The organism is Natronorubrum texcoconense, assembly GCF_900100335.1.
GTDB classification, from domain to species: Archaea; Halobacteriota; Halobacteria; order Halobacteriales; family Natrialbaceae; genus Natronorubrum; species Natronorubrum texcoconense.
In genome coordinates this window covers 295,503-308,561 of the sequence record NZ_FNFE01000002.1, presented here as the reverse complement: position 1 = coordinate 308,561, position 13,059 = coordinate 295,503, and the positions used below count along the sequence as shown (strand labels likewise).

General features: G+C 60.7%; 8 protein-coding genes, 1 tRNA gene and 1 pseudogene. 4 read left to right on the top strand and 6 right to left on the bottom strand.

Annotated features, from left to right (window positions below; genetic code table 11):
- Positions 1-135 precede the first annotated feature (135 nt).
- The gene (locus BLT08_RS07745) at positions 136-867 is read left to right on the top strand and encodes a hypothetical protein (protein WP_090304628.1); all 732 of its coding nucleotides are present in this window, start codon (positions 136-138) and stop codon (positions 865-867) included.
- Between the two features lie 27 nt (positions 868-894).
- On the opposite strand, the gene BLT08_RS07740 is transcribed toward BLT08_RS07745, so the two are convergent.
- The 6 genes and pseudogenes from BLT08_RS07740 to BLT08_RS07715 form a co-directional block, all read right to left on the bottom strand.
- Positions 895-4,773 (bottom strand): Eco57I restriction-modification methylase domain-containing protein, encoded by a 3,879-nt coding sequence (locus BLT08_RS07740; protein WP_090304626.1) that lies wholly within the window; start codon positions 4,771-4,773, stop codon positions 895-897.
- A gap of 189 nt (positions 4,774-4,962) precedes the next feature.
- A pseudogene (locus tag BLT08_RS23735) lies at positions 4,963-5,151 on the bottom strand (tyrosine-type recombinase/integrase); the annotation flags it as partial.
- A 258-nt stretch (positions 5,152-5,409) separates the two neighbouring features.
- Positions 5,410-5,480, bottom strand: a tRNA-Gly gene (locus BLT08_RS07730).
- 106 nt (positions 5,481-5,586) lie between these two features.
- Positions 5,587-6,300, bottom strand: a complete 714-nt coding sequence (locus BLT08_RS07725) for a class I SAM-dependent methyltransferase (RefSeq protein ID WP_090304623.1) — start codon at positions 6,298-6,300, stop codon at positions 5,587-5,589.
- 45 nt (positions 6,301-6,345) lie between these two features.
- Complete coding sequence (locus BLT08_RS07720) at positions 6,346-8,457, bottom strand: type II secretion system F family protein (protein WP_090304620.1); 2,112 nt, start codon at positions 8,455-8,457, stop codon at positions 6,346-6,348.
- Between the two features lie 8 nt (positions 8,458-8,465).
- A complete protein-coding gene (locus BLT08_RS07715; protein ID WP_090304618.1) occupies positions 8,466-10,283 on the bottom strand; it encodes a type II/IV secretion system ATPase subunit in 1,818 nt (605 codons plus the stop codon).
- Between the two features lie 207 nt (positions 10,284-10,490).
- Here BLT08_RS07715 and BLT08_RS07710 point away from each other — a divergent pair, with 207 nt between their 5' ends.
- From BLT08_RS07710 to BLT08_RS07700, 3 genes are all read left to right on the top strand, one after another.
- Positions 10,491-10,961: a DUF5793 family protein gene (locus BLT08_RS07710; protein ID WP_090306080.1), complete on the top strand. Its 471-nt coding sequence runs from the start codon at positions 10,491-10,493 to the stop codon at positions 10,959-10,961.
- A 140-nt stretch (positions 10,962-11,101) separates the two neighbouring features.
- Positions 11,102-12,256: an ABC transporter ATP-binding protein gene (locus BLT08_RS07705; protein WP_090304615.1), complete on the top strand. Its 1,155-nt coding sequence runs from the start codon at positions 11,102-11,104 to the stop codon at positions 12,254-12,256.
- 133 nt (positions 12,257-12,389) lie between these two features.
- Positions 12,390-13,037: a DUF998 domain-containing protein gene (locus BLT08_RS07700; protein ID WP_090306078.1), complete on the top strand. Its 648-nt coding sequence runs from the start codon at positions 12,390-12,392 to the stop codon at positions 13,035-13,037.
- The last annotated feature ends 22 nt before the right edge of the window (positions 13,038-13,059 follow it).

The following is a 13,059-nucleotide window of genomic DNA, read 5'->3' as shown; positions in this document are numbered from 1 at the left end:
AGAAGGCTGTCTTCCCTCTTACTGTCTTAATTGTACTCAGTGAATGACTGCTGGCAAGGAATAGATGCAGTGTGATGTAGGCTACCTTCTTGAGCCAGACCGAGCCACTAACAGGTTACGGATCAATCACTACCTATGGTCGCCGTTGATGACAGCGTCGATGTACACGTTCGGACCACTGTTTGGAAGTGGCCGCTGTACTTGATGGATAGCTTACTCCGTGACGTCGAACAGATCGAAGCGGATCAGAGCGAGAAGCCGTCCGAACCAGTGAAGATGGAATACACCGCTAAATCAGCAGGGTGTATCATCTCCTCAGCTGCTCTGCTCGAGTCAGTAGCAAACACCGTCATCTTCGATATAGAGCAAGGAACGCCGGCTATGAAGCGATACGAGTTCGACGTAGAACAAGTACAGAGTAACATTCGAAGTGAGTACAAATCGATCTACGACGAGAAGGACTGTAGCTTCATCTATGCAAAGGTTCCCAAGAAGTACGACAAGATCCTCGAGTTCTCGGGTTCGCCAGTGTTCACCAGACACCAGAACCCGTACCAGAACGCCAGTATCGTCACGAAGCTTCGGAACCAGGCCATCCACGCAAAGCCGGAGTACGTAACCACTCAGGCAGAGATCGGAGATACACCTACCTACGGTGAGTATCAGAGCCTTCAGGGCGCTCTACAGGGAAAAGCGGCAAAGAACCCGTACAGTAACGCTCCTCTCTTCGAGTTTTTCAGTCACGGCTATGCAGAGTGGGCTGCCCAATCCGTTCTCCAACTCATTGATGAGTTCTATAGCCGGCTCGGAGTGGTGCCAATATACGAGACATCGATCGAAGAATTGTGTCTGAACGAGCTTCGATAACTCGTCGTGTTCCGCTGATACTGCGTATTAGAACACTTCCAAGTAGTCCTCGATCACTTTGCGCTCCTCATCGGTAAGATCGAAGAGATCATACACTGTCCCGTCTATCTCTGCCTCGAGTTCTTCGATATTCGTTTCCTCCACGGTCTGCTTGTCCGTCTCCCATCGGTCAAGAAGCGCCAGTACGTCGTCATCGTCACGCGGGATCGGTATCGAAGTCTCTTCGCCTTTCTTCACCTTACGACCATCTACTGCGGCGTGAACATACTTCGCTCGCTGCTCTCGCACATCCTTCGTAGAGGCTTCCATCCGAGGATCAGTGATCTCGTCAGACCTTCCTGCGGTCACAGCGAAGCGGTCGTCATCAATTTCGTCTACGCTGGCGTTCACGGGATACCGTCGAGTCTGCCACTCATAGTCGATATACTCGAGTTCCCCATCGAAGTCTCCCAGATATGCCTCAGGGAACCTTTCCGTCTTGCTTTCCAAATCAATCACATTAGTGATCTCGCTGGCTGTCTCTCGTAATGTAGTAAATTGATCTTCCGTTCCGTTTGTCACGCATGGGAGTTTTTCAACATATTGTGAACGATATTCATAGTATCCTCCTGCCTTGACTGTTGTAATATGCTTGAAATAATAGTCAAGAGCCTTCGAATTGAGTTCACACGCGATCTCTTCTGTTAAGTCACGATATTCAGAGGTCAGAAGAGTGCCATAGGCGGTTGTGAAATACCATGTGCCCTGCTCATCGATCATGAACGCGGCGTGTTCAGAGATATGGGCTTGGATGATCTTAGGGACCTCAAATTTACCTAAGTTCTTGGGATAGATGTATCCGTACCAATCTTCCTCGCCTTCTTTACGCCCACCTTCACGACTCTCAAGCGTTTCCTTGTGGGCTAAGAAGAAGTCCCATGTTTTCGGAAGATTTTCTTGAAGGTGTTCTTGCGAATACAACCCCGATTTGAGTTCTCCGTTTACCTCTTCAGCATAGTAGGGGTGGACAACGTGTAACCCAGACCAATCTCCTCGCCAACGAGTTACTTCGTCACCCTGTAGGAACGGGCGCAAAAGATCGGTCTCGATTTCAAACTCGCCAGATCCACCAATGGGTGCAACAGTGACCGTTTCTCCTTCATCGCTCGATTCAACCCTGTCTGCATCAAGTACATCGACAATATACACCTTGTTTGAGCTGGTTCGGATACCTTGGAACACTGCATCAGTAATATCTTCAACTTTCTTGTCGCATTTGTCCTCTAACTTGTTGAATACTTGTAACTCCTCCGGTGGCATGAGTGCCCAGTAGCCATCGTCAAGCTCTTTCTGGGGAAAATCGAATACATCGATATAATCATCACTGTAGCCTGGGTCTCTCCGATGATCGCGGACAGACTTGATGATTGCTTCATCTAATTCACGGCCACTGTCGTCGTCTACGTTTGCTTTTACTCGGACACAGCGAACATCGTTTTCTTCTCGAGCCGACTCGTCTGATTCGTCTTCGAGAATGAGAATTGCAGGATAGTTCGTCGCGTCCTCGAAAACGCCCGAATCGCGGAAGTCGTAAACTTCGTTGATCTGTGATCGTTCTAAGATGACTTCTCGAAGACCCTCGCCGTAATCGGTGACCATAAACTGATTCGGCGTAATATACCCAAGCTTCCCAGTTCCCTCTGTCAACCAGTTTAAGCCACGTTCATAGAAGGGGCAGTAGAGATCGTAATTCCCGGTCGCGGAATCGTAGAGCGTATCGAGGTACTCCTTCTGATCGTCGGGGAGATATTGGATACGAACGTATGGCGGGTTTCCGACGACGTACTCGTACTCCATGTAGTTCTTCACGACGAGTGCGAGAACGCTGTCCTCGAACATTTTGAACAGCCGCCCGTCTCCATGCTCCTCCCGGAGATACTGCACTGTCTCGAGGATGTTGTCTACATACGGTTCAAAAAACTCCTCAATACCCTCGTACTCCTGTGAGGTGTAACGATTGACCCCTTCCTCGAGACCACCGTGGTATTCCCACAGGCTTTCGGTCATGTGGTACTTTACCACGTCGAGGACACCCTGAAGCGCAGCGAAGTACTCTCCGAAATTGGGGACTCCTGCTTCCAAACGGATCGTATCGAACTTAGGCATCCGAACTCGTTGGAGCAAGAAGTCTCCGTCACGCTCTGTTTCGGGGACGTCCTCGTTATCAACCTCAACGGGGAGCGGAACAGGGACCAAAACGTCCTGCTCGTCCTCGGTCAGTGCCTCGAACGTCATCTGCTTGCTTCCGTCGTCACCGAGATCGGTGCCCGTCAGTTCACGCTCGTTCCGCAGCGTGTCCGTACGGAAGATCGGAAGCCGGCGGATCGTAAACGAAGAGTTCTGACGTTTGGCATTACGATATTCAGGCAGGATCGCGACCATGAACCGAATCTGTGCCATCAGGACTGCGAAGGGGTGAATGTCGAGACCGACGATACGGGGTCGAGTACATAGCTCCGTTAGATGCTCTTCCCAATCGGGATCGTCCTCGTAGCGACGGACGTCCTCGAGATACCGATTCACGGCTTCCACCAAGAAGGTCCCCGACCCACACGAGGGATCGATCAGTCGCTCGTTCGAGACACCGACGTCGTACCCCACGCCGTCCATGATGTACTCGATCACCGGCTGTGGGGTGTAGAACTCCCCGAGTGCCTTGCGCGTCTCTGGGTCGAAATAGCGCTGGTACAGATCGCCCAGCGGGTCGCCTTCGATAGCGGCGAAATCGAACTTCAACACCGAGAAGAAGACGTGAGCAATTGCACGGCTGAACCGCTCCTTGGTCGCAGGACTGACTCGAGTGATGTTACTGCCTTCCTGGGCAACGTCGCGGAAACGATTGTACGGGTTGGCGTGGAGCCGAGACGTCTCCTCCTGGTAGCCGTCCGTCCACCAGATGAAGATGTCGTCCTCGAAGAGGCTCTCCACGAGCTGCTGGTGCATATCTTCCATCAGCCCGTTCGCTGCGACGGGATAGGCGTCGAGGTTGATCTCGTCACTGAAGCCCTGCAACTCGTCAAAGTAGCGTCGGAGACCGCGATCATCCGGGAAGAAGTCGTGATCCTCCGTCGCCTTGGCGAGCAGTAACCGGGCTAGAAGGGCGTGCCCGCTCTCGAGGCAGAACATGAAGTCCTTGAGATCGCCGTTACCATCGACGAACGTGTCCCACGAATCGGGGACTTCGTCCGGTTCGCTGGCGTAGCTGGCATCCCAGAAGTCGTACGCGCCTTTCACGAACTTGGCTTCCTGCCCGTCGCGTAGCTCCTCGAGCAGATCCATCGAAGCGACGACGAGGTCGGCGAAGGGACTCCCCTCTTCCAACCGGAAGGTATCGAAGAAGTGCTCTTGACCCAGTTCGCTGTCGAGTCCAACCGGATCGAGACCAGTCAGATAGTCGTTGACGCTCTCGGGGTTCGTAATATCCCAGTCCGGTTTCTCGAGCGCAGCGATTAAATCTCGAGCGTGGGCCTCGGTCGCGTCGGCAAGGGTTAGTTCGAGAAGTGGCCCGCTCCCGTCCCGTCGATACAAGTGGAATTCCTCTCCGTTTGTTAATACACCGTAATCCGCTTTCAGCACATCGACGTAGTGGAACAGCTGATCAGTGTGTGAGTCAAGATCCTCGCCCGATGTCTTGAACTCGTAGACAGCTGTAACTGACTCGTTCTCGTCGAGCGTGACGTAGTCCGGGCGTCGGTTATCAGGAAGAGACCACTCGCTACGGAGATCGTAGCCAGCTCCCCGGTAGCCGAGATCGTTGTAAAATCCTTCGTTGAGATAGGCGTTTTCGACGTCTTTCTCGCTCATCTCCTCGTTGATCCGTTCCGAGATCCCGTAGAGAATATCAACGAACTCGGCAGCGTCGGTCATGGATTGTCCCGAGACAGTAGTAGGTCAAAAAGGGTATGGTTCACTCACACGACGATTTCCAAACCTGCTGGTAAGAGAGTAATTCGTGGTTACTCTGTAACACTCATTATACCAAGTAGTGGTATGCCTCTTGGCCAAGTAATAGACTATACTCTGTATGCACGAACCAAGTACGTGGACGCTCAATAGTCACATTGTTGAGCGGCCTCGGCGATTTTCGACCGGAGCCTGATCGTACCGCATGGTCGTCTCAGGGCTCTTGTGGCGAAGCTGTGCCTGTGCAGCGGCCAGGTCCTCTTCTCGAGTCATGTAGGTCCCGACAGAGTGGCGGATCGTGTACCAGCTCATGTGCCGGTTCTCGGTCGGAATATCCGCGATAACGGAGTTGCGTGTGCGCGGACCGGGACTTGAACCACGCGAAGACGGTCGCGTTCGCTTCGCTCACGCGCTGCGACTTCTCTACTTCAAGCCCCTCGTACGATTGCTGTCGCTCGCGAGTTTGCTCGCGACAGAAATGCGCGGACCGGGACTTGAACCCGACTGCGAGACGGTCGTCCTCACTTCGTTCGGACGCTGCGACTCGCGTGCTTCAAATCCCTCTCGCGCATTTTCTCGTCACGTCCGTTCCTCGAAAAGTGCGCGGACCGGGACTTGAACCCGGGCCATGAGCTTGGAAGGCTCAGGTCCTGCCACTAGACCACCCGCGCGCATTCTTCGATTCTGGCTCGGTGTTTAAGGCCCTTCCGTTTTCGGTCAACCCGCTCGAGTCGGCCACTTATACGCGCCCGATCGCGAGCGGTGCGAACTCCCTGGTCAGAACTCGGATTCCGCCCCAGAGCCAGCCACCGTCGCGTAGCAGTTCCCGCTCGAGACCTCCCAGTCGACCACCTCGAGCGCGCTCGCCGCGAGTTCGGCCTCGAACTCGTCGGGAGCGTAGATGTGGTAGAACCGATCGACGGTCTCTCCGCCCGGCAGCGTCCAATCGACGGTCGTATCGAAGCCCTCGGTTTCGTCGAACGTCTCGTGGGCGGTCGACCACGCGCTGAGGACCGCGCGACCGTCGGGGTCGAGCACGCGCGCGAGTTCGTCGAGGCTATCCCGACGCGCTCGTCGGGTCGGAAGGTGGTGCAACGTCGCGACGTAGACGGCGATATCAATGGAATCGGACGAAAGCGGCAGCCGTGCGGCGTCGCCCTGACAGAGCGCGACGTCGAATCCGCGCTCGGCCGCGCGCTCGCGGCCCGTCTCGAGCAGTCCGCGGCTGACGTCGAGACCGACGACGCGCTCGCAGTGTGGAGCCAACAGTTCGGCGTGGCGACAGTTGCCACAGCCGAGGTCCAAACCGACGGCGTCCTCGTTCGAGTCCGTCCCCGCCGCGCCCGCGTGCGTCTCGACGAACGACTCCACTTCGGGCCAGGCGTACTCCCTGGTCGAGGCGAAGTGCGTGGCGATCCGGTCGTAGGTGTCGCGGACGGCGACCCGGCGGTCCACGTCGCGCGCGTCGGGTCGGTCCTGCTGGTCGGCCATCGTCGGCTCTCCTCGGGGAACGTGCAAAAAGCGTTCGCAACCGGCTCAGACGATGATCGCGAAGAGGAGGATCGTCAGCCCGATCATGACGGCCGCGTGTTTCGCGCCGCCGCGAACGTCGCCCGTGCTCAACTGCCCGGCGATCAGTCCGGAGAGCAGCCCCTGAATGAGCGTCGCGTGATAGAACAGCGTACCGTAAGCCAGACCCTCGCCCTCCGAGAAGCCACCGAGTCCGTCGACGGCGGCACTCCCGGCGGTATCGGTCGCGATATCGGCGCCTCCCGTCGGCAGATTCGGCAGGAGGTACGCCGCGAGGACGGTGATGATGAACAGGAAGACGAGAAACGAGACGTAGACGACGATCAGGTACTCGACCATCCGCTCCCGGCGCTCGCGCTCGAGGCGTCGGTCGGCCGCGGCCTGTCGCGCCGCGATCCGGAGGACGGTCGAGAGGGTTCCGCTGGCGTTCATCGCCTCGGTGAGCAGGGTGACGACCCGGGAGGTCGACCGCGTGCGCACTCGCGTCTCGAACCGGCCGAGGGCGGTCTGTAAGTCGGCCCCCCACTGGACGTCCGCCCAGACGCGGTCGAGTTCGACCCCGAGCGGGCCGAGATCCGAGCCGCGGACGTGGTCGAACGCGGAGACCAGCGGCATCCCCGCCTCGTTGACGCTCGCGAGTCGATCGAGCAGGTCGGGGATCGCCGCCTCGATGGCGTCGATCCGGCGCCGATGGCCCTCGTAACAGATCGCGAACACCGAGACGACGAGTAACAGCCCGAGTGCGACGGCGTCGTCGATCGCCGCGACGTCGAACCCCCCGTCGAGCGCTCCCGGAAGCTGCCAGCCGATTCCCGCGAGGGCGATCGGCACGGTGATCGCCAGCGACAGAGACGGGCGCTCGAGGAGCGCCCGCGTCGGGTTGCCGAATCGTTCGCGGAGCCCCTCGATCCGTCGGTAGTAGCGAACGCGCTCGACGTTCGGGTGCGTGCTCGAGATGACGGTCGCTCCCGTCGCGGCTGGCTTCCCACCGTCAGCGAGGGGGGCGCGAGTAGCCGCATCCGCGCCGGAGATGCTCTCAGCAGCGCCCACCGGGCCGTCGGCCGCCGTTCCGGGCGTGATCTTGTCGGTGACCACGCTCAGATAGATCACGAACGCGAGGTTGCCGAAGGGGAGGATCAGGTAGACGAGCGCCTGCAGCGGATCGAGCGTGTCGCCGACGGCGATGCCGATAACGACGAGAATCGTGATGAGAAAGAGGGGCCCGGCGACGAGCACCGTCACGTAGGCCTCGGCGAGCGTCGCTAACAGGTCGAGGGTACGCTCCTGCTGGGATTCGGCTTCCTCCTGGTAGTCGTGATACTGGCGCTCGAGAAACGCCGAGAGGCTGTGGCCGCTCTGGAGGACGCTGACGAGGTTCTGCGAGAACTCGGCGAACTGCGGACTCGGGGACCGACGCCCCATCGTCTGCAGCGCCGTGACGACGTCCATTCCGAAGGTGTCCATGTTGCGCACCGCGACCTCGAACTCCGCGGCGGCCTCGCCGTAGGTGTCCTCCTGTGCGGCGACGATCCGAATCACCTTCGGGAACGCCATCCCGCTCCGCGAGAGCGCGTAGACGAACGCGACCGTCGAGGGGAGCGCCGCCTCGATTCGGCGAGCGCGGTTGTCGGCGACGTAGCCGGGATACCACCAGCGCAGCCAGTACGCGACGCCGCCCGTGATCGCACCGAGGGTGAGACAGGAGGCGAACAGCAGGCCGAACAGTTCGAGGGGCGCCAGCGCCGGAACGCCGCCGAGGTTCGCGAGGAACTCGAGGGCCCCCGGAAGCGCCTCGCGCAACGTCGCGGGATCGATCGAGAGCACGAGCAACACGCCCCAGATGACGTAGATGCCGAGCACCGAGCCGAGGATCGCGAACAGCCCGGTGTACAGCAGGGTCGTCGCACCGTACTCGCGGTACGTTACCGGGAACTGCGCGGCCCGGAGCGCCGACTGCCTCCGGGGATGTTCGCTGCGGAACTCGTCGACGTAGTCGCCGAAAAGCCGAATCGATGTGCGGGTGAGCGCGCGGTCGACTCGACTCGAGTACCTGGCGGCCGCTACGAGCGAAAAACAGCAGAGGGCGATGAGCAACGGGAGGAAGTTTGAAACTGACATGACGTGCGTTAGCCGTGATCGCTCCCGTCAACGTGCGTGTGCTCGCGACCGTTTCGACGCTCGTCCCCGCCCCCCGCACCGTCCTTGGTGCGGTTCGCATCGTTCCCGGTGCCGTCCGCGCCGCTCTCGGCAAACGAGACGCCCACGTCACCACCGCCGTCCGAGTCGGTAGCGTCATCGTCGCTGGCGTCCGCGATCGTCTCGAGAATGCCCGCCGAATCCGCGTAGTACTCGTTGACCAGCGCGGTAAAGCGCCGGTAGTCGGAGATCCCATTCGCCTGCAGGTACTCGAGAACGCGCTCGCGGTTCTCGAGTTCGGCCAGCAGTTCCGCCTGGCTCCAGCCGCGGTCGTCGCGAACGGCCTCGAGCACCTGGCTCCCGCTGGAGCGGAAGCTGTCGGTGTTGCCGTCCCAGGTGAACGCGGTCGAGTAGTCGAGTTCACCCGTGCGCTGGTCGATTCCCTCGATTTCGGCGAGCACCTTGTTCCGCCGGACGCGGCCGTCCTCGAGGCGGGTGAGTGTCTGAACCGAGAGAATATCGAGGCTCTGGACCATCGGCCGGGGGACGTTGATCGGCTCGTTCTCTAAGCGGTTGATCGCCGTCTGAACCGAGTCGGCGTGCATCGTCGAGTAGGTCGTGTGGCCGGTGTTCATCGCCTGAAAGAGCGTCATGGCTTCCTCCCCGCGGACCTCGCCGACGACGATGTACTCGGGACGGTGGCGCAACGCGGAGCGCAGCAGGTCGTACATCGTGACGTCCGTCCCCTCGTGGATGCGCTCGCGGGTGACCGAGGAGAGCCAGTTGTCGTGGTACAGCTGCAGCTCGCGGGTGTCCTCGATGGTTAACACCTTCGCGCGCGGCGGGATGAACATCGAGATGGCGTTCATGCTGGTCGTCTTCCCCGACGCGGTGCCGCCCGCGAAGACCAGGCTCTTGTTGTGCTCGATCGCCAGCCAGAGGTAGGCCATCTGCTCGACGCTGAACGTGCCGTACTCGAGCAGGTCGACCGGTGTGAACGGCTCGTCGGCGTACTTGCGGACGGTAAAGGCCGAGCCGCGCGGAGTGACCTCCTCGCCGAGGGCGAGTTCCGCGCGAGAGCCATCGGGCAGGGTCGTCTCGACCATCGGGTCCCCGATGGAGATGTGCCGGCCCGAGTGCTGAGCGAGTCGGACGACGAAGCCGTCGAGGTCGTCCTTCGCGAAGGAGACGTTCGTCTCGATGTCGGTGTACTCGTCGTGGTAGACGAAGATCGGCAGCTCGTAGCCGTCACAGGAGATGTCCTCGACGTGGGGGTCGTGCACGATCGGATCGAGGCGGCCGTAGCCCCGGAAGTTCCGGTGGACGTAGTAGAAGAGTCGATAGAACGTCGTCATCTCGACGTCCGCGCCGTAGCGCTCGAGGTACTCGTGGACCGTCTCCCGCAGGAGCGACTCGACGTCGGTAGCCTCGTCCTCGCGGTACAGGAGGGGATCGCGAATATCCTCGAACAGCGTCTCGAGTAACACCCGCTCGTCCTCGCGAAGCGTCGGCTCGACGGTGTGGTACCGGTACTGGTTCGTCTCCGGATCGTGGCCGATCGTGACGAACGAGAAGGGCGCGTTCACCCAGTATCGGTCGACCTCCTCGAGACCGTCGATCCCGTCGAACTCGAGCAACGGGCCGTGAACTGTCGGGTCGTAGTTGGAAACGTCGATCTCCGACCCTCGGAGCGTCTCGAGGACGCGACGGACCGTCCGGCGGGCCGTCTCGAGGGTCGACTCGGGACGGCCGTCGTCGCCGTCGGAATCTGCGCGGTCGGTCGCGGCTGGGTCGGTCTGATCTTCCATCTGTGGTGTTGCCCCGCGAGCGATGCAGCGTTCGGCGGTTACGTGAACGGTCGACTCGCAGAGTGGCGGGTCGCTGGCAAGTCGGGCGCGAACCCTGATAAGTGAGATGGCCGAACGATCAGTCACGAACTGGTATGCAAACTGGACGAATACCGCCGCGGGGTGCGTCACGTTGATACGGTATGAGTGCGAACCCTCGAGTACGGAATGAGGCGCGAGCATTTCACACTAGATGTCTGCAATGTCGACTGGGTCGAGACCGACGGCGAACCGAGCAAACCCTCGGTATCGATTAACTTTACCGGCCCGGCGACGATGCTCCGCGAGCGCCTTACCGGCTCCGACGGAGACGTTCTCGAAGCGAGCGAAACGGACGTTGCGCTTCGACTCCAGGAACCGCTAGGCAGCGACGCCGCGGGTGTCGTTAGCGTCACGAACCGGGTCACCGGCGAGTTCATTCTCGAACTCAACGAGGCGGCCGACGACGTCCTCACCTTTATTCGGGCCGCCCGTGGCTACGGCGAGGACGCCACCGAGGACGAGGGCCGCTATGAAGTCGAAATCACCCTCGACGGCGAGCACCACGTTACCTACGACAAACGGACGTTTCTGGTCTACGACGACGAGGGGAACCTGCTTCGCCAGCACAGTCTGATCCCCAGCGGCGTCGAACTGTAGGCCGCGTTCGACCACCGCTTGGGCATCGACCGTCCACCCGGCGATCGGTCTTCCCACTCCGCTGGAACCGACCGGTAGCTATAAGTGTTTTAGGGACGCCTAAACCAAACGAACGCCGGCAGACGCCGGAGGGTCGATCGATGGGGAACGGACAACTACTCACGACGGCGGCCGAGGAACAACCATCGGAGCCAAACGCGGAGAACGTGGTACTCGAACTCGAGAGCGTCGCCAAACGGTACGGCACCGAAGAGGTCATCCCAGACCTCTCGCTGTCGGTCTGTGACGGCGAGATTCTCACGTTACTCGGCCCCTCTGGCTGTGGCAAGACGACGACGCTGCGCCTGATCGCCGGACTCGAGAAACCGAACGGCGGCCAGATCAGACTCCGAGACGACGCCGTCGCGGGCGACGGCCGATTCGTTCCGCCGGAGGAACGGGGCGTCGGCGTCGTCTTTCAAGAGTTCGCCCTCTTTCCACACCTGACCGCCCGCGAGAACGTCGCCTTCGGCTTACAGGAGTGGGCCGACGAGGAACGCGACCATCGGGTCGACGAACTGCTCGAACTCGTCGGGCTCGAGGATCAGGGCGATAGCTATCCAGAAGAGCTCTCCGGCGGGCAACAACAGCGGATCGCGCTCGCCCGTTCGCTCGCCCCCGAGCCGGAGATGCTGTTGCTCGACGAACCCTTCTCGAACTTAGACGTCGATCTGCGCGTCGAGATGCGCGAGGAAGTCCGCCGAATCATCAAGGAAGCGGGCGTCACCGCGGTCTCCGTCACCCACGATCAGGAGGAGGCGCTGTCGATCTCCGATCGCGTCGCCGTGATGAACGAAGGCGACATCGAGCAGATCGACACGCCCCAGCAGGTCTTTCAGCAGCCCGAATCTCGCTTCGTCGCGGGCTTTCTCGGTCACGCCAGCTTCCTCTCGGCGGAGGTTCACGGCGATAGCGTCGACACCGCGCTCGGCCGCGTCCTCCGCGACGACGTCAACGGCCTCGCCCACCAGTACGACGGGACCAACATCGACCTGCTCGTCCGCCCCGACGACGTAACGGCCTTCCCGGCGAACGGCAAGGAGGCCAACGGCTCCGTGGTCTATCGCCGCTATCTCGGTCCCACCGTTCTCTACCGCGTCGAACTCGATTCCGGCGAGACCATCGAGTGCATGCACAACCACTCCGACCGGATCGACCTCGACGAGCGCGTCGCCGTCCGCGTCACCGCCGACCACGAACTCGCGTGGTTCCCGGCCGGCCAGCGCGACGGGACCACGCAGGTCGCCGCCGACTGATTGCCGTCGGGCAAGTCGCTCCCCCTACGTCCGTGTTCTGCCCCAGTCTCCTCGAGCCAGCGCCTCGAGGGCGACGTGCGAGCGATAGCGCTCGATGAACGGGTTGATGACCGAGAGTATCCACTTTCAGATAATGACCGGCAGGAACTGGCGACAGGTCGCGACGGCGTGTGGGCTCGCTGCTCCGGTCGTCGCGCTCGGTGCAATCCTCCTCGCGACGCTGCTCGCCGCGCCGGAGACGTTCACCTGGCGCGGCCGAGCGCTCTCGGATATGGGTCGCTACGAGGCCCGGACGTTCCGTCTGTTCAACGGCGGACTGATCCTCGGCGGGCTGCTCGGGATCCCCTTCGCCTGGCGGCTTTGGGTCGCGAGTCGAAGCGGACTCGAGCGCCTCGGCGTCGTCCTCTGGATCGCGACCGTCGGGCTGGTCGGCGTTGGCGTCTTCTTCATCGGCCACACCGAGTTCTACCTCGGCACCGATCTGCACGCGCCGGCCGCGCTGGTGTACTTCGGGCTCGCGCCGTTCGCCCAGTGGGTCTACGGTACGGGGCAGATCCTCGCCGACGAGCGACGGCTGGGGCTCGTTTCGATCTGGCTCGGAATCGTCCACCCACTCGCGTGGCTCGGGTGGCTACTCTCCCGGAACGGCGCGAGCGACCCGATGGCGTGGTTCGCCGTCCCCGAGATGGTCGCCGCCCTCGCCTTCGGCTGCTGGATTCTCGTTCTCGCGTTCGGTCAGTACCGGCAAGACGCTCGGTCCCGCACGGAACCGGCAACCTGAGTTCGCTCGAACGGTCTTGTTT

What these genes read in the sequence shown, in the direction of transcription:
- BLT08_RS07700 (WP_090306078.1), top strand. Translation starts at nt 12,390, where the DNA reads ATGACCGGCAGGAACTGGCGACAGGTCGCGACGGCGTGTGGGCTCGCT.
- BLT08_RS07725 (WP_090304623.1), bottom strand. Translation starts at nt 6,300, where the DNA reads ATGGCCGACCAGCAGGACCGACCCGACGCGCGCGACGTGGACCGCCGG.
- BLT08_RS07705 (WP_090304615.1), top strand. Translation starts at nt 11,102, where the DNA reads ATGGGGAACGGACAACTACTCACGACGGCGGCCGAGGAACAACCATCG.
- BLT08_RS07740 (WP_090304626.1), bottom strand. Translation starts at nt 4,773, where the DNA reads ATGACCGACGCTGCCGAGTTCGTTGATATTCTCTACGGGATCTCGGAA.
- BLT08_RS07745 (WP_090304628.1), top strand. Translation starts at nt 136, where the DNA reads ATGGTCGCCGTTGATGACAGCGTCGATGTACACGTTCGGACCACTGTT.
- BLT08_RS07715 (WP_090304618.1), bottom strand. Translation starts at nt 10,283, where the DNA reads ATGGAAGATCAGACCGACCCAGCCGCGACCGACCGCGCAGATTCCGAC.
- BLT08_RS07720 (WP_090304620.1), bottom strand. Translation starts at nt 8,457, where the DNA reads ATGTCAGTTTCAAACTTCCTCCCGTTGCTCATCGCCCTCTGCTGTTTT.
- BLT08_RS07710 (WP_090306080.1), top strand. Translation starts at nt 10,491, where the DNA reads ATGAGGCGCGAGCATTTCACACTAGATGTCTGCAATGTCGACTGGGTC.